Genomic DNA, 23,975 nt, shown 5'->3' on the forward strand with positions numbered 1-23,975 from the left:
GTCGTCGCCGGGCTGGTCGTCGCCGGGTGCGGCGGGCTGGTCGGCCGCGGGTGCCTCGGCGGCGGGCGTGGGCGGGCCGGGCGGGCCGGTGAGCGGGTCCGCCTCGGCGGTCTCCGGCAGCGGGCGGGAGGCCTCGCCGCCGTCCTCGGTCCCGCTTCCGGCCGCGTCGGCCGTCTCGCCGCGCGTGCCGGTGGCCGTCCACGCGGCGCAGTACAGGGTCAGCTTGGCGGTGAGGTTGATCCACAGCAGCAGCGCGATGGGCACGCCGAAGGCGCCGTACATGCTCTTGGTCGCCACGCCGCTCAGGTAGCCGCTGAGCAGCAGTTTCAGCAGCTCGAAGCCGACGGCGCCGATCAGCGCGGCGACGATCACGGACCGGCGCGGCGGCCGCACGCGCGGCAGCAGCGTCAGCGCGTAGCACAGCAGCAGGAAGTCGGCGGCGACGGCGGCCGCGTAGGCGGCGATCCGCAGCAGCCAGCTCACCACGCCGTTGTGGGAGATGCCGAGCTGGTCGGCGGACCAGCCGATGGCGGTCACGGAGAAGGCGGAGGCGCCGAAGGAGGCGACGGCCACGCCGCCGAGCCCGACCAGCACCCCGGCGTCCTTCAGCTTCAGCAGCACCGGGTTGCCCGGGTCCTCCTCCAGCTCCCACACCGCGCGCAGGCACTCGCGCAGCGAGCCGACCCAGCCGATGCCGGTGACGACCAGCAGTGCGCCCGCGACGACGCCGACCGTGGCGGCGTTGTCGACCAGCCCGCTCAGGTCGAGCTGGCCGGAGATGCCGGGCACCTGGTCGGCGAGCTTCCGCTCCAGGTCGTGCAGCCGGTCCTCGCTCAGCAGCGCGGCGGTGATCGCGGCCGCGACGGTGACCAGCGGGAAGACGGAGACGAAGCTGACGAAGGTGATGGCGGCGGCCAGGCGGGTCCAGTGGACGCGCTCCAGCGTCTCGTACGAGCGCCACGCGTGGGTGCGCATCAGCCGCGCCATGGCGGGGCCGATGAGCGGCAGCCGGGTCAACCACTCCATGATCAACGACTTACCCTTTTCGCGGCCTTTATGCGGGGCGGCCCTCGTGCCCGACCCTCGTGGCCACCCATTCTCGGCCACCGGCCCCGCCGGGAGCCACCGAAGCGGACCCCGGAATTCCGCTACCGCTAGCGCGACGTGGCGGGCGGCCGGTAGAGGTTCGCCTGGCGCGGCACCACCGCGCCGCTCCCGGCGCCCGTACTCCCCGGACCGGCCACGCCGCCCGTGAACGGAAACTCGCGCTCCAGCCGCCACACCTCGTCCGCACCCTGCTCGTACAGGGCGAAACCGCCCGCGGTCCAGGCCGCCTCGTAGCCCGCCAGATCCGCCTGGGCCCGGTCCATGGCGTCCTCGGCGATGCCGTGGGCGACCGTCACGTGCGGGTGGTAGGGGAATTGGAGTTCACGCGCGCACGGGCCGTCCGGCGCCCGCACCCACTCCTGGAGGTCCGCGCACTCCTCCGCGCCCTCCACGACCGCCACGTAGACCACCGGGGACAGTGGCCGGAACGTGCCGGTCCCGCGCAGCCGCATCGGGAAGGGCCGGGCCGTGGCCGCGACCTCGGCCAGGTGCCGCTCGATCGCGGGCAGCGCCGCCGGGTCCGCCTCGGTGGGCGGCAGCAACGTGACGTGCGTGGGGATGCACCAGGCGGCCGGGTCGCCGAAGGCCGCCCGCCGCGCCTGGAGGAAGCTGCCGTACGGCTCCGGGACCGCGATCGAAACGCCCAGCGTGACGGTTCCCACTGTGGTGACTCCCTCCTCCCCGTGCGTGCGGTGTGTGCGGTGTCGCGGGGTCGGCCGGACCGGCGCGGCCCACCGGGCCCGCCGGTCCCACCGGTCCGGCCGGGCCCGGCGCGTACGGGCCCCGGACGTTCGCGCGCTCAGTGCTTCGCGGGCAGCAGGCCCACCCGGTCGTAGGCGGCGGCCAGCGTCTCGGCCGCGACGGTGCGCGCCTTCTCCGCGCCCTTGGCCAGGATGCCGTCCAGCGTCTCGGGGTCGTCCAGGTATTCCCGGGCGCGCTCCCGGAAGGGCGCCGCCCAGTCGGCGACCACCTGGGCGAGGTCGGTCTTCAGCGCGCCGTAGCCCTTGCCCTCGTAGGCCGCCTCCAGGTCGGCGACGGTACGGCCGGTGAGGGTGGCGTAGACGGTCAGCAGGTTGCTCACGCCGGGCTTGCGCTCGGGGTCGAAGCGGATCACCGTCTCGGTGTCCGTCACCGCGCTCCTGATCTTCTTGGCGGAGACGCCGGGCTCGTCCAGGAGGTTCACGATGCCCTTGGGCGTGGAGGCGGACTTGCTCATCTTCACCGCCGGATCCTGGAGGTCGTAGATCTTCCCGGTCTCCTTGACGATGTGCACGTCGGGCACGGTGAAGGTGTCGCCGTAGCGCGCGTTGAACCGCTCGGCCAGGTCGCGGGTCAGCTCGATGTGCTGGCGCTGGTCCTCGCCGACCGGCACGTGGCGCGCGTGGTACAGCAGGATGTCGGCCACCTGGAGCACCGGGTAGGTGAACAGGCCCACCGACGTGCGCTCGGCGCCCTGCCGGGCCGACTTGTCCTTGAACTGCGTCATGCGGGACGCCTCGCCGAAGCCCGTCAGGCAGTTCATCAGCCAGCCGAGCTGCGCGTGCTCGGGCACGTGGCTCTGCACGAACAGCGTGCACCGCTCGGGGTCCAGACCGGCCGCGAGGAGCTGGGCGGTGGCGAGCCGGGTGTTGGCGCGCAGCACCGCCGGGTCCTGCGGGATCGTCATCGCGTGCAGGTCCACGACCGAGTAGAAGGCGTCGTGGGTCTCTTGGAGCGCGACGTACTGCCGGATGGCGCCGAGGTAGTTGCCGAGGTGGAAGGAGCCTGCGGTGGGCTGGATACCGGAGAACGCGCGAGGTCGGTCAGCGGGCATGACACCATTCTCTCAGGTGGACGGGTCGGCTTTGTCCTTCTGGCGTGTGGCGGACGTCCCGTCGCGCGCGGCCTGCCGCACGCGGCCCGCCCCGCCGGCGGCCGGGCCCCGGAGCGCACCGGCCGCCCGCGCGCGGCTCCCGCAGGCCCCGGGCGGCCGCGGGCTCCCGCGCGGGCGTCCGGCCCGGGCAGGCGGCCCCGTGGGCCGCCGTCCGGTACGGGATCCCTACGGGTCCGTACGCCGGACAGCGGGCCGGACCGCCTGGGCCGCGCCGGGCCCGTACGGGCGGGCGCGTCGCGTACGGGCCGGGCACGGCACGGGCGACCGCCCGGTACGGGCGGCCGGGACGGGCCGGGTGCCGCGCGGACCGCGTCAGGCCATGGGCAGCCCCGGCGCCGGGTGGGCGGCCATCAGGTCGGCGACCTCCGCCCTGATCTTCGCCAGCGTCTCCTCGTCCCCGGCCCGGGCCGCGGTCACGCCCCGGTCGATCCACTCGGCGACGACCGGCATGTGCGCCGTGCCCAGGCCGCGCGAGGTGAGCGACGGGGTGCCGATCCGGAGGCCGGACGGGTCGAAGGGCTTGCGCGGGTCGAACGGCACCGTGTTGTAGTTCACCACGATGCCCGCCCGGTCCAGCGCCTTGGCCGCGACCTTGCCCGGCACGTCCTTGCCGGTGAGGTCCATCAGGATCAGGTGGTTGTCGGTGCCGCCGGACACCAGGTCGAAGCCGCGCGCGAGCAGCGCCTCGGCGAGCGCCCTGGCGTTGGCGACCACGCCGTGCGCGTACTCCCGGAACGACGGCTGGGCGGCCTCGTGCAGGGCCACGGCGATGGCGGCGGTGGTCTGGTTGTGCGGGCCCCCCTGGAGGCCGGGGAAGACGGCCTTGTCGACCGCCTTGGCGTGCTCCTCGCGGGCCATCAGGATCGCCCCGCGCGGGCCGCGCAGCGTCTTGTGGGTGGTGGTGGACACCACGTCGGCGTGCCCGACGGGCGAGGGGTGCGCGCCGCCCGCGACCAGCCCGGCGATATGCGCGATGTCGGCGACGAGCACCGCGCCCACCTCGCGGGCGATCTCCGCGAACGCCGGGAAGTCGATCACGCGCGGCACGGCCGTACCGCCGCAGAAGATCACCTTGGGCCGCTCCCTGCGGGCCAGGTCGCGCACCTCGTCCAGGTCGGTCACGCCGGTGTCGGCCCGCACCCCGTACTGCACGCCGCGGAACCACTTGCCCGTAGCGGACACGCCCCAGCCGTGGGTCAGGTGGCCGCCCATGGGCAGCGCCATGCCCATCACGGTGTCGCCCGGCTCGGCGAAGGCCAGGTAGACGGCGAGGTTGGCGGGCGAGCCGGAGTAGGGCTGCACGTTGGCGTGCTCGGCGCCGAACACGGCCTTGGCGCGGCCCACGGCCAGCCGCTCGACCTGGTCGATGACCTGCTGGCCCTCGTAGTAGCGGCGGCCCGCGTAGCCCTCGCTGTACTTGTTCTGGAGCACCGTGCCGCCGGCTTCGAGGACGGCGGCGGAGACGTAGTTCTCGCTGGGGATCAGGCGCAGGGTGTCGGCCTGAAGCCGCTCCTCGGCGCCGACGAGCGCGGCCAGCTCGGGGTCGGCAGCCGACAGGGCGGGGTGGCGGGGCTGGCTCATGAAGTCCTCCGGGCGATCGGGGTGGGAACCGGTCGTACTCCCGTCGGTGCCCAGGCGGGCGGCACCTCGCGGCGGATCAGGGCCGCGCGCCGCTCCCTCGTGGTCCCTTCCACGCTCGCCAGTCACGGCGCACCCCCTCACTGTAGTCCGCAGGCGGCCCGAGACCGGCAGGCGCCGCAAACTCTCTTCGCATATCGCCTGCGCGACGATAGAAAAGAGCTCTGATCAGCCGTGACACCGAACGGAGCAGCACCGTGACCGACACCGAACGGGCGACGGACGGGGCCGTGGCCGCCGCCGGGGCCCACAGCGCGCACAACTACCACCCGCTGCCGGTCGTGGTCGCCTCCGCCGAGGGCGCGTGGGTGACCGACATCGAGGGCCGCCGCTACCTCGACCTGCTCGCCGGCTACTCGGCGCTGAACTTCGGCCACCGCCACCCCGGCCTGATCGCGGCGGCGAAGGACCAGCTGGACCGGGTCACCCTCACCTCCCGCGCCTTCCACCACGACCGGTTCGGCGCCTTCTGCGCGGAGCTGGCCGAGCTGTGCGGCATGGAGACGGTGCTGCCGATGAACACGGGCGCCGAGGCGGTGGAGACGGCCGTGAAGACCGCCCGGAAGTGGGGCTACCGGGTCAAGGGGGTGCCGGACGGCCGGGCGAGGATCGTCGTGGCCGACAACAACTTCCACGGCCGGACCACCACCATCGTCAGCTTCTCCACCGACCCGGAGGCGCGGGCCGACTTCGGCCCGTACACGCCGGGCTTCGAGATCGTGCCGTACGGGGACCTGGCGGCCCTGGAGCGGGCCGTGGACGAGGACACGGTGGCCGTGCTGCTGGAGCCGATCCAGGGCGAGGCGGGCGTGCTGGTGCCGCCGCCGGGCTACCTGGCCGGGGTGCGGGAGCTGACCCGGGCGCGGAACGTGCTGTTCATGGCGGACGAGATCCAGTCCGGGCTCGGCCGCACCGGCGCCACCTTCGCCTGCGCGCACGAGGGCGTCGTCCCGGACGTGTACGTGCTGGGCAAGGCGCTGGGCGGCGGCGTGGTGCCGGTGTCGGCGGTGGTGTCCTCCCGGGAGGTGCTGGGCGTCTTCCGGCCGGGCGAGCACGGCTCGACGTTCGGCGGCAACCCGCTGGCCTGCGCGGTCGGCCTGAAGGTCATCGAGCTGCTGCGCACCGGCGAGTACCAGCGGCGGGCGGCGGAGCTGGGCGAGCACCTGCACGCCGAGCTGCGGCTGCTGGTGGGCGACGGCGCGGTGACCGCGGTGCGCGGGCGCGGCCTGTGGGCGGGCGTGGACGTGGACCCGGCGCTGGGCACCGGGCGGCAGGTCTCCGAGCGGCTGCTGGAGCGGGGCGTGCTGGTCAAGGACACCCACGGGGCCACCATCCGCATCGCGCCGCCGCTGGTGGTCGGCAAGGAGGACCTGGACTGGGCCCTGGACCAGCTGCGGGCGGTGCTGCGGGGCTGAGCGGGCGGCGGTACGGGCGGGGGCGTACGGGCCGGGGCGGCGCGGCGTACGGGCCGGAGCGGCGCGGCGTACGGGCCGGAGGGCGGCGCGCACCGGGCGTACGGGCCGGGGCCGCGCGGCGTACGGGCCGGGGCACCGGGCGTACGGGCCGGGCTCCTCCGGGAGCGGCCGGGCGTACGGGCCGGGGGCGGCCCGTACCGCTGCCCGCGGTGCGGGCCGCCCCCGGGGCGGCGAGCCGACGGCCGGGTCAGGCCGCGCCGACCGGCACCGCGGCGGGCCGGGCCGGGGCCGCGAACCGGCGCATGCACGGCCGCTCCACCAGCCGGTACAGCGCCCACGAGGCCAGCAGCACCAGCGGCAGCGCCGCGACCACCGCCCAGCCGCCGCTCCAGCCGTGGTCGACGGCGACCTTGTGCACCGCCGTGAGGACGGTCGCGTGGCACATGTAGCAGGCGAAGGAGATCTCACCGAGGAAGACGGCGGGCCGGGTGCGCAGCAGTGACGCCTTGCCGCGCAGGTCGAGCTGCGCGGTCGCGGTGACCAGCAGCGCCAGCGGTACGGCGCTGGCGCTGGCGTACATGAAGGCGTTGGGCAGGAAGTCGTCCGCGAAGAACGGCACGGCGAGCGCCACGGCCGCCGGGGGCAGCACGGCGATGCGCGGCAGCCCGGTCCCGGTGACCGCCAGCCGCGCGGCGGCCATGCCGAGCACGAACTCCGGCAGCCTGGTGAGCGGCAGCGCGTACAGGAACCAGAAGCTCTGGCCGGTGAACGTGGTGCGGTCGAGGGTGTCCGCGTCGACGGTGAGCGCGCTGACGAACGGCATCAGCCAGGTCAGCGCGGCCGCCACCCCGGCCAGGACCAGCAGCCCGCGCCGCGACAGCCGCAGCACCAGCGGCAGCAGCGCGGGGAAGAGCAGGTAGAAGAACGCCTCCACGGCCAGGGACCAGGCGACCGCGTTGCCGCCCTGGTAGTGGTCGCGGGACCACGACTGGAGCAGGAACAGGCTCAGGACGTTCCCGGTGAGCCGGTCGGTCCGCTCGGCGAGGGTGTCGTCCAGATAGGCGATGACGGCCAGTGCGCCCACCCAGGCCACCGCGTGGACGGGCCAGATCTTGACGAAGCGGCGGCGCCAGAAGGCCGCCGGGGTGTCCGTCGCGCGGGCCGAGTGGGTCAGCACGTAGCCGCTGAGGACGAAGAAGAGGGAGACGGCGTTCATGGCCACCCAGGTGTCCCAGTGCGGGTGGCCGTCCGGGGTGGTGTCGGAGAGCAGCAGGGCGTGGGAGAGGACGACCATGCCCGCGGCGACGAACCGCAGCCCGGTCAGGGAGGGCAGCCGGGCGGGTGCGGCGCGGTCGGCGGCCAGGGTCGTTCCCGGCGTTTCGGCGGTTTCGGCGGTTTCGGTGGTTTCGGCGGTTTCCGGGGGTGCCGTCGTTCCGGACACGGCGGATATGGCGGCGTTCGTTTCGGCGTCTTTCACTTCGCGGCCCTTTCCGTCCGGTCGGGCCGGTTTTCCGTCGTGTCCACTGGTGTCACGCCAGGACTCCTCGTCTGGTGGGGGGCGGTCTGGAGGAGAGATGCGATGCGAACGGCTGCCGGGGTGCGCGGAAACGGACCGTGACGACAGCCCGGTATCAGGCGAATGCGCTGGAACGGGGCGGGATTCCACGATGAACCGCCCACCCGAGTGTAGGGCGCACGCTGGATTGTGTCCGAATCTCGCCGGGCCTGGCAAAAATGCTGGTGAACTCTTAACAAGACATCCACCGAAAGCGGCCAGACAGGATGAGAAGGGAAGCTATCAGCAGCATTCCGCACATCGGGCGCGGCGGGAAAGCACCGCGGGCCGGTCCGGGCGCCGGTACGGCGCCGGATCCGGGACCGCGCCCGGGGTTCGGCGCTCCGGCCGCCGCCGGGTCACGGCGCCAGCGCGCGGCACGACGGTCACGGCGCCAGCGCCCGGCACAGTGCCTCCAGCGCTCCGGCGAAGGCGTGCTCGGGCGCCGAGCCGTACGCGACGACGACCGCGTCCCGCCCGCCGCCGCCGCCCGAGCCGTTCCCCACGGCCCCCTCGGCCCCGCCAGACCCGCCGGGGCGGCCAGACCCGTACTCGTACCGGAACCGGGACAGCCCCTCCACACCGAGCCCCTGCCGCGCCGCCGCCCGCACGGTCGCCTCCTCGGTCCCCGGCGGCAGGTCGAGCACCGCGTGCAGCCCGGCCGCGAGGCCCGTCACCCGCACGTGCGGGGCCCGCTCGGCGAGCGCGGCGACGAGCTGGTCGCGGCGGCGCCGGTAGCGCTGGCGCATGCCGCGCAGGTGCCGGTCGTACGCGCCCGCCTCGATGAACTCCGCGAGCGTGAGCTGGTCCAGCGCGCCCGACTGCCACTCCCCCGTGCCCTTGACCGCCAGCAGCCCGTCCACCAGGCCGCCCGGCAGCACCATCCACGCCAGCCGCAGCGCGGGCGCCAGGCTCTTGCTGGCCGTGCCCAGGTAGACCACGCGCTCCGGGTCGAGCCCCTGGAGTGCGCCGACCGCCCGCCGGTCGTAGCGGAACTCCCCGTCGTAGTCGTCCTCCAGCACCAGGCCGCCCGCGCGGGACGCCCAGTCGGCCACGGCGGCGCGCCGGTCGGGGTGCAGGGGGACGCCGGTGGGGAACTGGTGGGCGGGGGTGAGCAGCACGGCCCGTACGCCCGGCAGCCCGGCCAGGTCCCCGGTGCGGGCGCCGTGCGCGTCGACCGTCAGCGGCACGGTCCGCAGCCCCGCGCGGGCGAGCACGTCGCGGTGCGCGTCCAGGCCGTACGCCTCCACGCCGATCTCGCGCCGTCCCCGCTGCCGCAGCAGCCTGCCGAGCAGGGCCAGGCACTGGGTGAAGCCCCCGCAGACCACGATCCGGTCGGGGTCGGCGCGCACGCCGCGGGCGCGCGCCAGGTAGTCGGCGAGCACCCGGCGCAGCTCCGGGCGCCCGGCGACGGGGGCGTAGCCGAAGGCGTCGTACGGCGCGGCGGTCAGGGCGCGGCGGGCGGCGGCGAGCCAGGCGGCGCGGGGGAAGGCGGACACGTCGGGCTGGCCGGGCCGCAGCAGCCCGTACGGATCCTCGTGGCCCGCGCGGGGCGGCGTTCGCACTCCGTCGGCCCCGGGCGGTACGGGCCGTACCGGCGATACGGGCGGTACGGCCCGCCGGGCGACCCGGGTGCCGGAACCCTGCCGGGCCGTGAGCCAGCCCTCGGCGACCAGCTCGGCGTAGGCGTCGGCGACCGTGTTGCGGGCCACGCCGAGGTCGGCGGCCAGCGAGCGGGAGGACGGCAGCCGGGTGCCGGGGGCGAGGCGACCGGTGCGCACGGCGTCGCGCAGCGCCCGGATCAGCGCGGTCCGCACCCCGGCGGTGCCGGGTTCGGGCAGGTCCAGGTCCAGGTGCAGGTCGGCGCCCGGGCCGCCCTCGCCGGAACCGGAAGTGGCCCACGAACTCTCCATGGAAATGGACCATACGCCTGGGCTACCCGGGAGTTAGCGTGGGCCTCATGACGACGAACGACAGCACCCGGCAGCACGGTACGGGCCCCCGCCTGCGGTGGGCGAAGCTCGCCCCCGAGGTCTACAAGGCCATGAGCGGCCTGGAGGCGGCCGCCCGCAAGGGCCTCGACCCCGCCCTGGTCGAACTGGTCAAGATCCGCGCCTCGCAGATCAACCACTGCGCCTTCTGCATCGACATGCACGTCAAGGACGCGCGTAAGGCGGGCGAGTCCGAGGAGCGCGTCTACCTGCTGAACGCGTGGGAGGAGGCACCGGGCTACTACACCGGCCAGGAGCGGGCCGCGCTGGCGCTCACCGAGGCGGTCACCGTCCTGACCGACGGCTTCGTGCCGGACGCGGTGTACGAGGAGGCGGCGCGGCACTTCGAGGAGGCCGAGCTGGCGCAGCTCATTGCCCTGATCACCACGATCAACGCCTGGAACCGCTTCGGCGTGACCACCCGCACGGCCCCCGGGCACTTCGGGTGACCCGCGCGACCCCGCCCCCCGCCGCGAACCCCTCCCCCGGCGCGGGCCCCTCCCCCGGCGCGGGCCCCTCCCCCGGCGCGGGCCCCTCCCCCGGCGCGGGCCCCTCCCCCGGCGCGGGCCCCTCCCCCGGCGCGGGCCCCTCCCCCGGCGCGGGCCCCTCCCCCGGCGCGGGCCCCTCCCCCGGCGCGGGCCCCTCCCCCGGCGCGGGCCCCTCCCCCGGCGCGGGCCCCTCCCCCGGCGCGGGCCCCTCCCCCGGCGCGGGCCCCTCCCCCGGCGCGGGCCCCTCCCCCGGCGCGGGCCCCTCCCCCGGCGCGGGCCCCTCCCCCGGCGCGGGCCCCTCCCCCGGCGCGGGCCCCTCCCCCGGCGCGGGCCCCTCCCCCGGCGCGGGCCCCTCCCCCGGCGCGGGCCCCTCCCCCGGCGCGGGCCCCTCCCCCGGCGCGGGCCCCTCCCCCGGCGCGGGCCCCTCCCCCGGCGCGGGCCCCTCCCCCGGCGCGGGCCCCTCCCCCGGCGCGGGCCCCTCCCCCGGCGCGGGCCCCTCCCCCGGCGCGGGCCCCTCCCCCGGCGCGGGCCCCTCCCCCGGCGCGGGCCCCTCCCCCGGCGCGGGCCCCTCCCCCGGCGCGGGCCCCTCCCCCGGCGCGGGCCTCCTACGGGCGCTGCACCAAGGCCGGGCGCCGGACGATCCGCTCGTGCTGCCCGGCCCCTGGGACGCGGCCAGCGCCCGCGCCTTCGCCGACGCCGGGTTCCCCGCCCTGGCCACGCCGAGCGCGGGGGTCTCCGCGGCCCTGGGCTACGAGGACGGGGGCGGCACCCCGCCCGCCGAGATGTTCGCCGCGGTCGCCCGGATCGTACGCGCCGTGGACGTACCGGTGTCGGCGGACGTCGAGGACGGGTACGGGCTGGCGCCGAAGGAACTCGTCGGGCGGCTGCTCGACACCGGAGCGGTCGGCTGCAACCTGGAGGACACCGACCTGGCGGCGGGTCGGCTGAAGGACCCGCGGCGGCAGGCGGACTGGCTGGCCGAGGTACGCGCCGAGGCGGGCGACGCGCTGGTGGTCAACGCCCGGGTGGACACCTTCCTGCGCGGCCCGGCCGAGGACCCGGAGGCCCTGCTGGCGGACGCGGTCGAGCGCGGACGGCGGTACGCGGCGGCGGGCGCCGACTGCGTCTACCCGATCCTGGCGCCGTCCGCCCTGCTGCGCCGCCTGGCGGAGGGCATCGGCGCCCCGCTGAACGCCCTGTGCCGCCCGGACGGCCCGTCCCCGCGCGAGCTGGGCGAGCTGGGCGCCTCCCGCGTCACCTTCGGCCCCGGCCTCTTCCGGCAGGCGCTGGCGGGCGTGCGGGAGATCGCGGATCGGCTGCGGCCGGGGGCCTGAGGCGGGAGCCCGCGGCACAGCCGGTCGGCCGCCGCACGCCGGACAGGTCACGCGCGCGCGGACCGGCACCGGCCGCGAAGCAGGAAGACGTCTTTTTCCGCAGCCAGGTTGCCTCCCGCGAAAACTATTTCCCAATCCGTGCGTTCACAGCAGGATCGCAGCATTCCACGGAATTTCCCCGTGAATCCTCGTGATAGGTTTCCGGATGACCGCGGCACGAGCCGCACGACCACCGCCGCGGTTTTCCTCCTTTCAGCGCAGCCAGCGCGCATATGACGCGCGGCCGTGCGTATCCGGAAGATTCAGCAACAGCGGAACGGGGAATTCCATGTCCACCAGCCGTATCACGCGCAAGGCCGCCCTGACCGTCGGCCTGGCCACCGCCGCCCTGCTGCCCCTCGCCGCCGCCGCGCCCGCGCTGGCAGCCGAGCAGGCACACCGGGTGTCCGCACCCGCCTCGGTCGACGCTGCCTCTATCAACGACGCGTCGATCAATGCCGCCTCGATCAACGACGAGCGGGGCCCGGTGGAGCGCGTCGACGACTTCTACCGCGCTTACAGCGGCGCCGTACGGGCCGGTGACAACGCGAAGCGCGACCGCCTGCGGGCCGAGTACCTCTCCGGCGCGGCGCTGAACGGGGTGCGGTCGTGGGAGGCGGCGCACGGCGCCGACGGCGTGCTCTTCGCGCAGAACGCGCCGGAGTCCGTGGCCACGGTCTACCTCGACGCGGGCGCGGGCAGCGTGTGGGTCAAGGTCTCGCTGGGCTGGGGCGACGGCAGCGTGACGGACGTCCAGGTCCGCTACAGCAACGTCACCCAGCAGATAGCGGAGATCTCCGGGCACGTGGGCTGACGCGCGCGGACCGCCCGTAGACGCGCGTAGACAGCGGCGGCTCCCGGGGTGGCACCGCCCCGGGAGCCGCCGTGCGCGCTCCGCCGCGCGAGCCGCGGCGTACGGACCGGACCGCGCGCCCGCCCCGTACCCCGACGCACCGGGCATACGGGCCTGCGGTGCGAGCAGGGGTCAGCGGGTGGCCAGCACGTAGTACGTGTTGGTCTCCTCCAGCATCGGGGCCAGGCCGCTGGTCACCGTCAGGCCCTGGTCCCGCAGCAGCCGCTCGATTTTCGCCAGCTTGCCGTCCACGTCGGCGGCCTCCAGTACCACCGAGCGGACCCGGGCCCAGTCGGCGGCGTCCAGCCCGCCGAGCACGTCCAGCTCCGCGCCCTCGACGTCGATCTTCAGCAGGTCGATCACCGGCTCGTCGGCGTGGTGCTCGGCCAGCACGTGTGACAGCCGCTCCACCGGAACGGTGATCTCGTCGGGCGTGAAGTACCGCGCGACCTCCTCCGCGCCGAAGCGCTCGGTCATGACGACCTTCTGAAAGGCCTTCTCCTCCGGGTGGAGCGTGGAGTTGCCGGGCAGGTCGGGGTAGTAGGTGAAGGGCACGGCCGCGGCGGGCTCGGCGGCCAGGCCGTGCGGGTAGATGGTGACGCCCTCGACGCCGTGCAGAGCCAGGTTGCGCCGCAGCGCGTCCAGGGTCTCCGGGGCCGGTTCGAAGGCGATGACGCGGGCGCGGGGGTAACGGCGCCTCATGAAGATGGAGAACAGGCCGATGTTCGCGCCGACGTCCACGATGAAGGGCGCGTCCGGCAGTGGATTCTGGTCGTAGCTCAGTTCCTCGAAGATCTCCCGGTAGATGAACCGGGCCTCCATCTCGCTGCTCGTGTAGGCCGAGAACCCCTCGTCCAGCTCGACAAGACTCAGACTCATCGCCGCAGCCACCCCCTTCCCCGTGTCGTCCCGCCCCGGCAGGCGGCAGGAAACCGCCTCCAGCAGCATGCGCCTCGGGCATTGAGGTCCGATTGAGCACGGCTGGAAGGGATCCGCTTCCGGACAGGCGTCGGCGGCCGGTGCGGCCCACCCCGGGCAGGGCGGGCGGCACCGGCCGCCGACGGGAGGTCACGCGCGGGCGCCGGGCCGGGCGCGGCGCGCGCGGGCGCCGGGCCGGGCGGCCGGACAGTCGAAAGGCCAGACGGCCGGGCGGTCAGACGAGGCCGAGCCCGCGCACCGCCTCGCGCTCCTCCGCCAGCTCCTTCACCGACGCGTCGATGCGCGCGCGGGAGAAGTCGTTGATGTCCAGCCCCTGGACGATCTCCAGCTTCCCGTCCTTCGCGGTGACCGGGAAGGACGAGATGAGCCCCTCCGGCACGCCGTACGAGCCGTCGGAGACGACACCGGCCGAGGTCCAGTCGCCGTCGGCCGTGCCGTTGACCCAGGTGTGCACGTGGTCGATGGCGGCGTTGGCGGCGGAGGCGGCCGAGGACGCGCCGCGCGCCTCGATGATGGCGGCGCCGCGCTTGGCGACGGTCGGGATGAAGGTTTCGGCGAGCCACTTCTCGTCGTTCACGACCTCGGCGGCGTTCTTGCCCGCGACCTCGGCGTGGAAGATGTCCGGGTACTGGGTGGCGGAGTGGTTGCCCCAGATCGTCAGCTTCCGGATCTCCGAGACCTGCGTGCCGGTCTTCTGGGCGAGCTGGGAGACCGCGCGGTTGTGGTCCAGGCGGGTCATCGCGGTGAACCGGTCGGCCGGTACGTCCGGGGCGGCGGCCTTCGCGATGAGCGCGTTGGTGTTCGCCGGGTTGCCCACGACCAGGATCTTCACGTCGTCGGCCGCGTGGTCGTTGATGGCCTGGCCCTGCGGCTTGAAGATGCCGCCGTTGGCCTCCAGCAGGTCGCCGCGCTCCATGCCCTTGGTCCGCGGCCGGGCGCCGACGAGCAGGGCGACGTTCGTGCCGTCGAAGGCCACGTTCGGGTCGTCGGAGATGTGGATGCCCCGCAGCAGGGGGAAGGCACAGTCGTCCAGCTCCATCGCGGTGCCCTCGGCGGCCTTCAGCGCCGGGGTGATCTCCAGCAGGCGGAGCTTGACCGGCACATCCGGCCCGAGAAGGTGCCCGGACGCGACGCGGAAGAGCAGCGCGTAGCCGATCTGGCCTGCGGCGCCGGTGACGGTGACGGTGACGGGAGTGCGGGTCATGGCGATCTCCTGCGCTGTGTTTTCTTGTCCCTGAATCTCTTGGTGTCGAGATACCGGCGTCAGGCTATCCGACCCGACCGCCCGGCGGGGCCACGCCCGAGTTGTGGACCTGCTCACCGCGCGGCGCCGCACGCCGCGGGCACCCGCGCGCCACGGGGACGGCGGCCCGGGCCACCGCCCGCCGCTTGAGGGGGGTTGGCGGGCGGTGGCCCGGGAGCCGCTTCACGAACCCGTGGGGGGATCCGGCGTGCGCCTGCCCCCGGACCGCCCGGGCATGCCCCCGTGGTTGTGGTTTCCCGGTGCGGATCGCGTGCGCGAGGGGTGGTGTGGATGCGCGGAAGGGGTGAAGGGCGTACGGGCGGGGCGTACGACACGGAAGGCGCGCGGCGGAGCATGGCGCCAAGCGCCGCGCGGTTCGCGAACCCCGCCCGGCAGGCCCCGCGCTCAGCGTTCCGGGGAGGTGAGCAGCCGCCCCATGGCGGCCAGGACGGACGGCTCGACGCGGTAGTACACCCACGTGCCGCGCCGCTCGGAGGTCAGCAGCCCGGCCTCGCGCAGCCGCTTGAGGTGGTGGCTGACGGTCGGCTGGGAGACGCCCACGTCGGAGATGTCGCACACGCACGCCTCGCCGTTCTCGTGCGAGGCGATCAGGGAGAACAGCCGCAGCCGCACCGGGTCGCCGAGCGCCTTGAACATCGCGGCCGTCCGCGCGGCCTCCTCGGCCGTCAGCGGCCGCTCGGTCAGCGGCGGGCAGCACGGGACGGCCCGGGTGGCGCCCGTCTCGAAGTCCGGCACCGCCGCCGGTTCCAGCACCGGCAGGACCCGCTGATTCGCCATGTTCCCCATCCTGGCACACCCCGAGCCAATATTTCGATAATCATCTATGTTGACGTCTATCGAATCAGTGTCCATGCTGGAGAACGCCGCAAGACATCGACAGACATCGAAGCAAGGAGTGTCCGGTGACACCGTCCGAGACGCACCCGCCCGCCCTGCCCGTCGTGGTGATCGGCGCGGGACCCGTCGGCCTGGCCGCGGCCGTCCACCTGCTGGACCGGGGCCTGACCCCGCTGGTCCTGGAGGCGGGCCCGCGCGCGGGCAGCGCCGTGCGTGAGTGGGGGCACGTACGGCTGTTCTCGCCCTGGGCCGAGGTCGTCGATCCGGCCGCCGACAAGCTCCTCACCGCCACCGGCTGGACCAGGCCCGCCGACGGCGCGTACCCGACCGGCGCCCAGTGGGCCGACCAGTACCTCCAGCCGCTCGCCGACGCCCTCGGCGACCGGGTCCGCTACGGGACCCGCGTCACGGGCGTCTCCCGCGCGGGCCGCGACCGGGTGACCGACGCCGGACGCGAGGAGCAGCCCTTCACGGTGCACCGCACCGGGCCCGGCGGGACCGAGGAGCGTGTCACCGCGCGCGCCGTGCTCGACGCGTCCGGCACCTGGGGCGGGCCGGGCCCGCTCGGCGCCGACGGCCTGCCCGCCCTCGGCGAGCGCGCCGCCGCCGACCGGATCGCCTACCGCGTCCCCGACCTGGCCGACCCCGCCGTACGGGCCCGGTACGCGGGCCGCGTCACCGCCGTGCTCGGCAGCGGCGCGTCCGCCTTCACCGCCCTGGCCGCCCTGGCCGACCTCGCCCGCGAGGCACCGGGCACGCGCGTGCTGTGGCTGCTGCGGCGCGGCATCGGCCCGGACACCTACGGCGGCGGCGCGGCCGACCAACTCCCCGCGCGCGGCGCGCTGGGCCTGCGCGCCCGGGCCGCCGTCGACTCCGGACACGCCACCGCCGTCACCGGCTTCCGCACCCGCGCGGTCGAGCCCGCCGACGGCGGCCGCCTGGTCCTCGCCGCCGAGGACGGCCGCCGCACCGACCCGGTCGACCAGGTCATCGGCCTCACCGGCCTGCGCCCCGACCTGTCGTTCCTCGCCGAGGCGCGGCTCGGCCTGGACGAGCGCCTGGCGGCCCCGGCCGCGCTGGCCCCGCTCATCGACCCGAACGTGCACTCCTGCGGCACCGTCCCGCCGCACGGCGCGCGGGAACTTTCCCAGCCTGAGAAGGATCTGTATCTGGTGGGGATGAAGAGCTACGGCCGGGCGCCGACCTTCCTGGCCATGACGGGGTACGAGCAGGTGCGGTCCATCGCCGCCGCCCTCGCCGGGGACGCGGAGGGGGCGGCCCGGGTGGAGCTGGTGCTGCCGGAGACGGGGGTGTGCGGGGGCACCGGCCTGGCGGACGAGGCCTCGGCGGACGCGGGACCGGCGTCGGCCGAGGCGGGCGGGGGGTGCTGCGGGACTCCGGCGCTCCGGCCGTCCGGGCCGCCGGACCAGCGGCCGGACCAGCGGGGGGACCAGCGGGGGGACCAGCGGGGGGACCAGCGGGGGGACCAGCGGGGGGACCAGCGGGGGGACGGCCGCGGCCAGGCGGTGGGCGGTGGCTGCTGCGCGTAGGCCGTGCCGCGCCCGCCACCAGCACCGGCAGGGCCGGGCCCCGGCCCGGTGGGGCGGCTCGCACGGCCCCAACCCGCCGTACGGGACGCAGACCACCGCCGGAAGTGGCGGGACGCCGCGCGCCCCGTCCGCCGACCGGCGGCAGGCGGCCGGTGGCCGACCGACCTGGGCCCTGTCGTCGAAGTAGCGTCGTCCGCCCGGAAGGCGGGCCCCACGGCGTCTGGTGCGCGGGGGCACCTCCCGGCGGTAGCCGGGGGAGTGCCAGGCGTCGCGGGGCTGACGGGACTTTGACGACGGGGCCTAAGGCGCGGCGCTCGGGGTGGCGACCGTGCAGCCGCGTCGGCCTGAGGCGAGCGTGACGCACGCCTGCGAGTCGGTGGCCGACTCGACCGCGACCATGCGGGTGTACGCGCCGCCGTCGGGCCCGGCCTTCTCCTGCTGGGCGTGGTCCGCCGCGGCGTTCTCACCCGCGACGATCCGCAGCTGGTCGCCGGGGGCCGCCTGGGTGACCCGGGCCCACGCCGCGCCGCACACCTCGCTGTAGCGCACCTCCACGTAGGCCGCGCCGAGCGTGGCGTCCGCCGTGGTCCGGGCCAGCGAACCGCCGCAGCCCATGGCCTCCGGGTCCTTGCCCGCGCAGGACGCGCCGGAGCACTGCACTCCGCCCTGCCTGCCGACGGGGGCGGTCGGCCGGTCCCCGGCGCGCTGGTCGTGGCCGCCCGGCCCGTACACGATCACGCCGGCGGCGACGGCGGCCACGCCGACCAGCCCGCCGACCGCCAGCAGCAGGCGCCGCCCGCGCCGGCGCCCGGACGGCGGCGGGTCGTCGACCTCTGCGCGCAGCCCCAGCTCTTCGAGCGGTCTCAACTCTTCGAGCGGACCGAACTCGCCGAGCGGGCCGAACTCCTCGACCGGGCCGAACTCCCCACGCGGGCCGAACTCCCCACGCGGGCCGAACTCCCCACGCGGGCCGAACTCCCCACGCGGGCCGAACTCCCCACGCGGGCCGAACTCCTCGCGCGGGTCGGCGGGCCCCTCGGGCCCGACGGGACCGGTGGCCGGCGCCGCGGAGCGGTACCGCTCCCCGTCCCCGCCGTCCTCCCCCGCGCTCCCCGGACCGCCCGGGGCGGCGGGCCGGGCGGGCGCGAGGGGCCCGGCCGTGCCGACCGCGGCGGCCGGGTCGGCCACCGCCGCCTGGCCGACGGCCGCGCGCCGACTCAGCCGCACGGTCCGCTCCACGTCTCCGGTGCGACCACCGGCCGGCGCGTCGGGCAGCACGTCGGGCAGCGCGACCGGTGTCGCGTACGCGGACGGGAGCGGGTCCGTGACGGACCACTCCTCGTCCTTGCGGCCCCTGCCCTTCCAGCGGCGGCCCGCCCTGCCCCCCTTGCCGCCCTTTCTGCCCTTGCCGCCGTCGTCCCCGGGCGCCGGGCCGAACTCGCCGAGGGCCGCCCGCGCCTGTGCGACCCGCGCCGCCTCCACCGTCACGTCGCGGCGCATCTCCGCGCGGCTCCAGGCGCGCTCGGCCAGCTCCCACACGGTGACCAGGTGCCCGACGTCCGCACCGGTCACGTCGGCCAGCGCCTCGACGGCACGCTGCGGGGGCAGCAGCCGCCCGCTCAGGTACCGCTCCCAGGACGTCTTGCTGAAGCCGGTGCGGTCGGCGACGGCGGCGACGCTCATCCCGCTCCGGTCGATGAGTCTGCGCAAGTGGCCTGTGAACTCCCGCACCTGCGGATCGAGTTCCTCCGGCAGTTCCTTCCACCGAGGCATGCTCTCCCCCTGTTCCCCGGTACGTACCCCTGACGATTCCTCACCCCGGCGCGTCCACAGGCGCGTACACCGGCGGATGGACACCTGGGCCCAGGATGTCAGTTCGGCCACCCGGGCGCAGGGGGGCAATTGGCGCATTATCGGACCACCGCCGCGCGCTCTTGCCGGACCCTGCGCGAAAACGCCAGCTCAGAGAGGGTGAGGGGGGTGACCGCGACAGACCCGGGACACGGTGACGGAATCGTCACGGCCCCGCCACGGGACAACTTCGGCCATGGAAGTACGCCGTCATGTCCACGACGCTGGACAGCGAGCGGCCCGTCCTCGCTACGGGGGAGGGGACGGGCCGCCGCTTTTCCCGCCGCCAGGATGCGTAGGTCCCCTACGGCCCGTACGGTCACCGCGGGGCCGTACGGACGCCCGCGGGGCCGTACGGACGCCCGCGGGGCGCGCGTGCGGTCGCTCGCCGGAGGCATGCGGGCGGCAACCGTGCGGGGAACCGGCCCGGCGCCGGGCAGGCCCGCTCAGCGCACGGTGAAGTGCACGATGTCGTCCAGGAACGGGACCTCCAGCCACGGGTCCGGCTGGGCCATCAGCGCGAGCATCAGGATCACGAAGCCCAGCACCCCGTACGTCGCGATGTCGGTGAACCGCGAACGCACCGCCAGCATCCCGACCTCCGGCAGCACCCAGCGCAGCACGGCGCCCGCCAGCAGGGAGAGCCCGATCACGGCCGTGCCCGCGCGGAACGCGTCGAGCGCCACCACCAGCAGCCCCACCGCGACCCCGCCGAGCACGGCGAGCAGCGGCCACTGCCGCAGCAGCGCGGGGGCGTAGCCGGGTGCGGCCCGGCCGCCGCCCTCGGGGCGCGCGGTGTCGCGCGTGATCACCGGGAAGCGGCGGGAGAGCCGGCGCCCGGACTCGCCGGACGCGCCGGGACTGCCGTCCGGCCGCCCGGCGTCCCGGGGTTCCCCGCCCGGCCGCCCGCTGTGCCGGAAGGCCGGTCCGGCCGGTGCGAGGGCCTGCTCGGCGCGGCCCGACTCAGCCGTCACTGTCCGCTCCCCCGGCCGCCGCCTTGGCCTGCCGCTCGGCGGCCTCCACCACGTTGACCAGCAGCTGCGCGCGGGTCATCGGGCCGACGCCGCCGGGGTTCGGGGCCAGCCAGCCGGCCACCTCGGCCACGCCGGGGTGCACGTCGCCGACGATCTTGCCGTTCTCGTCCCGGCTGACGCCCACGTCGAGCACCGCCGCGCCCGGCTTCACGTGCTCGGGCCGCACCAGGTGGGCGACCCCGGCGGCGGCCACGACGATGTCGGCCTGGCGCAGCAGCTCGGGGATGTCGCGGGTGCCGGTGTGCACCTGGGTGACCGTCGCGTTCTCCGAGCGGCGGGTGAGCAGCAGCGGGATCGACCGGCCGATGGTGACGCCGCGGCCGATGACCACCACGTGCGCGCCGTTGATCTCCACGCCGTGGTGGCGCAGCAGCTGGACGACGCCGTTGGGCGTGCAGGGCAGCGGGCCCGGCTCGTTGAGCACCAGGCGGCCGAGGTTCATCGGGTGCAGGCCGTCGGCGTCCTTGACCGGGTCCACCAGCTCCAGCACGCGGTTGGCGTCGATGCCGGGGGGCAGCGGCAGCTGGACCAGGAAGCCGGTGCAGGCCGGGTCCTCGTTGAGCTGCCGGACGGCGGCCTCGATCTCCTCCTGGGAGGCCGTCTCGGGCAGGTCGACGCGAAGGGAGGCGATGCCCACCTCCGCGCAGTCGCGGTGCTTGCCCGCGACGTACCACTTGCTGCCCGGGTCCTCCCCGACGAGCACGGTCCCGAGGCCGGGCGTGATGCCCCGGTCCTTCAGCGCGCGCACGCGGGTGACGAGGTCGGCTTTGATCGCGGCGGCGGTGGCCTTGCCATCGAGAGTCTGGGCGGTCATGGCCCCTATCTTCCAGGATCGGCGGACGGCGGTTCCAGTCAGGGCGCGCCGCGCCGGGACCGTACGGGCCGGGACTACTCCTTGAAGATGCCCGCGAGGTCCAGCTCGACGGGGAAGGGCACGTCGGTGCGCAGCACGCCGGTGTGGATGGGAACGTCCGGGGCCGCGGTGTACCGGCCGGTCTCCTCGTCCAGTCGGAACTCGTGGACGACCGGGATATTGTCCTCGCCACGCTCGACGCGCCAGAAATACGGGATTCCCGCCGCGGCGTACATGCCGGGCTTGCGGAACCGGTCGTCGGTCCGGGAGCCGTGTGACACCACCTCCACGGCGAGCAGGACCGACGCGACGGGTAGGCACTCCAGGCTGAAGAAGTCGAGGTCGGTCCGGTCGAAGACGACGACGTCGGGCCTGGCCGGGTTGTACTGGTCGATGAGAATGCACTGCTCGGTGGTCACCTCACACGGAGCGTGCCGAGCACTCCGCAAGGCGACGTACAGTTCGTCCCGCACCCTGTTGTGCCAGTACACCGTCATATCCCGGACCACGATCACTCCGTCCACCAGTTCCCAGTCGAACGGCAGATCGAGGTCCTTCACCTGTTCGTACGTCCACCCCTCGGGCGGCGGATGCATCCAGTCGACGGGCTCAGTGGCCATGGCCGACTCCTCCGGGTACATCCAGTCGACGGGTTCGGCGGTCATGACCGCCCTCCTTCGCTGTCACCTCGGTTCCACCTCGATCCAGCCTAAAGGCTGTCCCGCAATCCCTGGCGGGCTCCCGACGCCAGCTACGGCCACTCGCGGCGTTGGCGAAACGTCCGAATAGAACCACTATTCGGACGCTCCGCCGCCTTGCGATTGACCGCATCTGACGCCGCTCGCTGATCCACCAGGGATTACGGGACAGCCTTTAGGTGTCGGCTACTCCGGGTGAATCGTTCTTCCCCGGGCCGGGCGAAAGTATGACAGTACGAAACTCCCGCCCGGCCCGAAGCGCCTCGCGCCTCAGTGGAAGAAGTGCCGGGTGCCCGTGAAGTACATCGTCACACCGGCCGCCTTCGCCGCCTGCACCACCAGTTCGTCGCGCACCGACCCGCCCGGCTGCGCCACCGCCCGCACGCCCGCCTGGGCCAGCACCTCAAGCCCGTCGGGGAAGGGGAAGAACGCGTCGGACGCGGCGTACGAACCGGCCGCCCGCTCCGCGCCCGCCCGCCGCACGGCGAGCTTCGCGGAGTCCACGCGGTTGACCTGGCCCATGCCGACGCCGACCGTCGCGAGGTCCTTGGCGAGCAGGATGGCGTTGGACTTCACGGCGCGGCTCGCGCGCCAGGCGAAGGCCAGCTCCGCCAGGCCCTCGGCGTCCAGCGCCTCGCCGGTCACCAGCGTCCACGTCGCCGGGTCGTCGCCGGGCGCCTGGAGCCGGTCCCTGACCTGCACCAGCGCGCCGCCGTCCAGCGGGCGGTGCTCGACGGGGGCGGCGGGGGCGCCGGGGCAGCGCAGCACGCGGATGTTCTTCTTGCGGGCCAGCACCTCCACCGCGCCGTCCTCGTAGTCCGGCGCGACGATCACCTCGGTGAAGATCTCCGCGACCTGCTGCGCCATCTCGACGCTGACCGGCCGGTTGACGGCGATGACGCCGCCGAAGGCGGACAGCGGGTCGCAGGCGTGCGCCTTGCGGTGCGCCTCGGCCACGTCCACGCCGACCGCGATGCCGCACGGGTTGGTGTGCTTGATGACCGCCACGCACGGGTCCTGGTGGTCGTAGGCGGCGCGGCGGGCGGCCTCGGTGTCGACGTAGTTGTTGTACGACATCTCCTTGCCGTGCAGCTGCTCGGCGCCCGCCAGGCCCGTACCGCTGCCGTCCCCGTACAGGGCGGCGGGCTGGTGCGGGTTCTCGCCGTAGCGCAGGACGCTGGTACGCGTGTAGGTGGCACCCAGGAAGTCCGGGAAGCCTTCCTCGGGGCTCTCCTGCTCGGCGAACCAGGTGGCCACCGCCACGTCGTACGCCGCCGTGTGCTGGAACGCCTCGGCCGCCAGCCGCCGGCGCCGGGCCAGGTCGAAGCCGCCCTCGGCGGCGGCGGCCAGCACCTCGCCGTACGCGGCCGGGTTGACCACGACCGCCACCGACGGGTGGTTCTTGGCGGCGGCGCGCACCATCGACGGGCCGCCGATGTCGATCTGCTCCACGCACTCGTCGGGCGAGGCCCCGGAGGCGACGGTCTCCCGGAACGGGTAGAGGTTCACCACCACCAGGTCGAACGGCTCCACGCCCAGTTCGGCGAGCTGCCCGCGGTGCGCGTCCAGGCGCAGGTCGGCGAGGATGCCCGCGTGCACGCGCGGGTGCAGCGTCTTGACCCGGCCGTCCAGGCACTCGGGGAAGCCGGTCAGCTCCTCCACCGGGGTCACGGGCACGCCCGCGGCGGCGATCCGCGCGGCCGTCGAGCCGGTGGACACCAGCTGGACGCCGGCCGCGTGCAGGCCGCGGGCCAGCTCCTCCAGGCCCGTCTTGTCGTAGACGCTGACGAGCGCGCGGCGGATGGGCCGCTTCGAGTCCGGGCTCGTACGGTCGGGGGTGGCGGTCACGGGATCAGTACCTTTCGTCCCTCGATGCGGTAGCCGTCGCGGGCGAGGCGGCCCACGACGTCGACAAGCAGGCGTCGCTCGACTTCCTTGATCCGCTCGTGCAGCGCGGCCTCGTCGTCCTCGTCGCGGACCTCGACCACGCCCTGCGCGATGATCGGCCCGGTGTCCACCCCGTCGTCCACGAAGTGCACGGTGCAGCCGGTCACCTTCGCACCGTACGCGAGCGCGTCGCGCACCCCGTGCGTGCCGGGGAAGCTGGGCAGCAGGGCCGGATGGGTGTTGACGAACCGGCCGCCGAAGCGGGCCAGGAACTCCTTGCCCACGATCTTCATGAAGCCCGCCGAGACGACCAGGTCCGGCTCGTACGCGGCGGTCGCCTCGGCCAGCGCCAGGTCCCACCCGGCGCGCGTGGCGTGGTCCCGCATCCGGCACACGAAGGTGGGAATCCCGGCCCGCTCGGCGCGCTCCAGGCCGGCGATGCCGCCGCGGTCGGCGCCGACGGCCACCACGCGCGCGCCGTAGCCCTCGGGGCCCTCGGCGGCGACGGCGTCGAGCAGCGCCTGGAGGTTCGTACCGGAGCCGGAGACGAGCACGACGAGGCGGGCCGGACGGTCGGCGGGCCGGAGGCCGGGGGCCGGGGGGCCCGGGCTCGGGGAGGGGGGCGGCGGGGAGGCCACGGCGGTTCTCTCTCAGGGCTGGTAGGGGCTCTGGGGGCTCGTAGTGCTGGTGAGGCTTGCGGGACGGGGGTCTTCTGCACGGGCTTTGCGGTGCCGGCGGGGGTGGGCTTGTGGCCCGTCGTGCCCGCGGG

At 75.1% G+C, this 23,975-nt stretch carries 20 protein-coding genes; 5 read left to right on the plus strand and 15 right to left on the minus strand.

What is annotated here, in order from left to right; genetic code table 11:
• From RKE29_RS06215 to glyA, 4 genes are all read right to left on the minus strand, one after another.
• Positions 1–1,026: YihY/virulence factor BrkB family protein (locus RKE29_RS06215; protein WP_312004026.1), on the minus strand; the 1,026-nt coding region annotated here is incomplete at its 3' end.
• A 128-nt stretch (positions 1,027–1,154) separates the two neighbouring features.
• On the minus strand, positions 1,155–1,769 hold the full coding sequence (locus RKE29_RS06220; RefSeq protein ID WP_312004027.1) for a 2'-5' RNA ligase family protein: 615 nt from the start codon (positions 1,767–1,769) through the stop codon (positions 1,155–1,157).
• 137 nt (positions 1,770–1,906) lie between these two features.
• Positions 1,907–2,920 carry a tryptophan--tRNA ligase gene (trpS, locus tag RKE29_RS06225; RefSeq protein WP_312004028.1) on the minus strand — a complete coding sequence of 338 codons (1,014 nt, stop codon included), beginning with the start codon at positions 2,918–2,920 and terminating at the stop codon, positions 1,907–1,909.
• 372 nt (positions 2,921–3,292) lie between these two features.
• Complete coding sequence (gene glyA / locus RKE29_RS06230) at positions 3,293–4,561, minus strand: serine hydroxymethyltransferase (RefSeq protein WP_312004029.1); 1,269 nt, start codon at positions 4,559–4,561, stop codon at positions 3,293–3,295.
• Between the two features lie 254 nt (positions 4,562–4,815).
• Here glyA and rocD point away from each other — a divergent pair, with 254 nt between their 5' ends.
• Positions 4,816–6,033, plus strand: a complete 1,218-nt coding sequence (gene rocD / locus RKE29_RS06235) for an ornithine--oxo-acid transaminase (RefSeq protein ID WP_312004030.1) — start codon at positions 4,816–4,818, stop codon at positions 6,031–6,033.
• Positions 6,034–6,280: 247 nt separating this feature from the next.
• On the opposite strand, the gene RKE29_RS06240 is transcribed toward rocD, so the two are convergent.
• The gene (locus tag RKE29_RS06240; RefSeq protein WP_312004031.1) at positions 6,281–7,510 is read right to left on the minus strand and encodes an acyltransferase; all 1,230 of its coding nucleotides are present in this window, start codon (positions 7,508–7,510) and stop codon (positions 6,281–6,283) included.
• Between the two features lie 464 nt (positions 7,511–7,974).
• On the minus strand, positions 7,975–9,501 hold the full coding sequence (locus RKE29_RS06245) for a PLP-dependent aminotransferase family protein (protein WP_312004032.1): 1,527 nt from the start codon (positions 9,499–9,501) through the stop codon (positions 7,975–7,977).
• Between the two features lie 47 nt (positions 9,502–9,548).
• Here RKE29_RS06245 and RKE29_RS06250 point away from each other — a divergent pair, with 47 nt between their 5' ends.
• The 3 genes from RKE29_RS06250 (at position 9,549) to RKE29_RS06260 (ending at position 12,254) form a co-directional block, all read left to right on the plus strand.
• Positions 9,549–10,028 carry a carboxymuconolactone decarboxylase family protein gene (locus tag RKE29_RS06250; RefSeq protein ID WP_312004033.1) on the plus strand — a complete coding sequence of 160 codons (480 nt, stop codon included), beginning with the start codon at positions 9,549–9,551 and terminating at the stop codon, positions 10,026–10,028.
• A gap of 653 nt (positions 10,029–10,681) precedes the next feature.
• Positions 10,682–11,401, plus strand: coding sequence for an isocitrate lyase/phosphoenolpyruvate mutase family protein (locus RKE29_RS06255; protein WP_312004052.1), 720 nt, complete (start codon positions 10,682–10,684; stop codon positions 11,399–11,401).
• A gap of 328 nt (positions 11,402–11,729) precedes the next feature.
• Positions 11,730–12,254 (plus strand): hypothetical protein, encoded by a 525-nt coding sequence (locus RKE29_RS06260; RefSeq protein ID WP_312004034.1) that lies wholly within the window; start codon positions 11,730–11,732, stop codon positions 12,252–12,254.
• A gap of 171 nt (positions 12,255–12,425) precedes the next feature.
• On the opposite strand, the gene RKE29_RS06265 is transcribed toward RKE29_RS06260, so the two are convergent.
• From RKE29_RS06265 to RKE29_RS06275, 3 genes are all read right to left on the minus strand, one after another.
• Positions 12,426–13,172, minus strand: coding sequence for an FkbM family methyltransferase (locus RKE29_RS06265; protein WP_312004035.1), 747 nt, complete (start codon positions 13,170–13,172; stop codon positions 12,426–12,428).
• 274 nt (positions 13,173–13,446) lie between these two features.
• Positions 13,447–14,436, minus strand: a complete 990-nt coding sequence (locus RKE29_RS06270; protein ID WP_312004036.1) for a malate dehydrogenase — start codon at positions 14,434–14,436, stop codon at positions 13,447–13,449.
• A gap of 444 nt (positions 14,437–14,880) precedes the next feature.
• Entirely contained in the window at positions 14,881–15,273 is a 393-nt protein-coding gene (locus tag RKE29_RS06275; protein WP_312004037.1) for a metalloregulator ArsR/SmtB family transcription factor, read from the minus strand.
• 125 nt (positions 15,274–15,398) lie between these two features.
• Here RKE29_RS06275 and RKE29_RS06280 point away from each other — a divergent pair, with 125 nt between their 5' ends.
• On the plus strand, positions 15,399–16,883 hold the full coding sequence (locus tag RKE29_RS06280; protein ID WP_312004038.1) for an FAD-dependent oxidoreductase: 1,485 nt from the start codon (positions 15,399–15,401) through the stop codon (positions 16,881–16,883).
• Between the two features lie 300 nt (positions 16,884–17,183).
• On the opposite strand, the gene RKE29_RS06285 is transcribed toward RKE29_RS06280, so the two are convergent.
• From RKE29_RS06285 to purN, 6 genes are all read right to left on the minus strand, one after another.
• Positions 17,184–18,656: a DUF2690 domain-containing protein gene (locus tag RKE29_RS06285; RefSeq protein WP_312004039.1), complete on the minus strand. Its 1,473-nt coding sequence runs from the start codon at positions 18,654–18,656 to the stop codon at positions 17,184–17,186.
• A 524-nt stretch (positions 18,657–19,180) separates the two neighbouring features.
• A complete protein-coding gene (locus RKE29_RS06290; RefSeq protein WP_312004040.1) occupies positions 19,181–19,708 on the minus strand; it encodes a DUF3017 domain-containing protein in 528 nt (175 codons plus the stop codon).
• Positions 19,698–20,582 carry a bifunctional methylenetetrahydrofolate dehydrogenase/methenyltetrahydrofolate cyclohydrolase gene (locus tag RKE29_RS06295; protein ID WP_312004041.1) on the minus strand — a complete coding sequence of 295 codons (885 nt, stop codon included), beginning with the start codon at positions 20,580–20,582 and terminating at the stop codon, positions 19,698–19,700. Before RKE29_RS06295 ends, RKE29_RS06290 begins: the two co-directional genes overlap by 11 nt.
• A gap of 74 nt (positions 20,583–20,656) precedes the next feature.
• Positions 20,657–21,286 (minus strand): Uma2 family endonuclease, encoded by a 630-nt coding sequence (locus tag RKE29_RS06300; protein ID WP_312004042.1) that lies wholly within the window; start codon positions 21,284–21,286, stop codon positions 20,657–20,659.
• A gap of 303 nt (positions 21,287–21,589) precedes the next feature.
• The gene (purH, locus tag RKE29_RS06305; protein ID WP_312004043.1) at positions 21,590–23,167 is read right to left on the minus strand and encodes a bifunctional phosphoribosylaminoimidazolecarboxamide formyltransferase/IMP cyclohydrolase; all 1,578 of its coding nucleotides are present in this window, start codon (positions 23,165–23,167) and stop codon (positions 21,590–21,592) included.
• Complete coding sequence (gene purN, locus RKE29_RS06310; protein ID WP_312004044.1) at positions 23,164–23,760, minus strand: phosphoribosylglycinamide formyltransferase; 597 nt, start codon at positions 23,758–23,760, stop codon at positions 23,164–23,166. Before purN ends, purH begins: the two co-directional genes overlap by 4 nt.
• Positions 23,761–23,975 lie beyond the last annotated feature (215 nt).

Source organism: Streptomyces sp. B1866 (genome assembly GCF_031932565.1).
In the GTDB taxonomy this organism is placed as follows: Bacteria; Actinomycetota; Actinomycetes; order Streptomycetales; family Streptomycetaceae; genus Streptomyces.

Coding starts and splice junctions, on each gene's coding strand:
- trpS (WP_312004028.1), bottom strand. CDS start 2,920: ATGCCCGCTGACCGACCTCGCGCGTTCTCCGGTATCCAGCCCACCGCA.
- glyA (WP_312004029.1), bottom strand. CDS start 4,561: ATGAGCCAGCCCCGCCACCCCGCCCTGTCGGCTGCCGACCCCGAGCTG.
- RKE29_RS06245 (WP_312004032.1), bottom strand. CDS start 9,501: ATGGAGAGTTCGTGGGCCACTTCCGGTTCCGGCGAGGGCGGCCCGGGC.
- RKE29_RS06250 (WP_312004033.1), top strand. CDS start 9,549: ATGACGACGAACGACAGCACCCGGCAGCACGGTACGGGCCCCCGCCTG.
- RKE29_RS06260 (WP_312004034.1), top strand. CDS start 11,730: ATGTCCACCAGCCGTATCACGCGCAAGGCCGCCCTGACCGTCGGCCTG.
- RKE29_RS06265 (WP_312004035.1), bottom strand. CDS start 13,172: ATGAGTCTGAGTCTTGTCGAGCTGGACGAGGGGTTCTCGGCCTACACG.
- RKE29_RS06270 (WP_312004036.1), bottom strand. CDS start 14,436: ATGACCCGCACTCCCGTCACCGTCACCGTCACCGGCGCCGCAGGCCAG.
- RKE29_RS06275 (WP_312004037.1), bottom strand. CDS start 15,273: ATGGCGAATCAGCGGGTCCTGCCGGTGCTGGAACCGGCGGCGGTGCCG.
- RKE29_RS06285 (WP_312004039.1), bottom strand. CDS start 18,656: ATGCCTCGGTGGAAGGAACTGCCGGAGGAACTCGATCCGCAGGTGCGG.
- RKE29_RS06295 (WP_312004041.1), bottom strand. CDS start 20,582: ATGACCGCCCAGACTCTCGATGGCAAGGCCACCGCCGCCGCGATCAAA.
- RKE29_RS06300 (WP_312004042.1), bottom strand. CDS start 21,286: ATGACCGCCGAACCCGTCGACTGGATGTACCCGGAGGAGTCGGCCATG.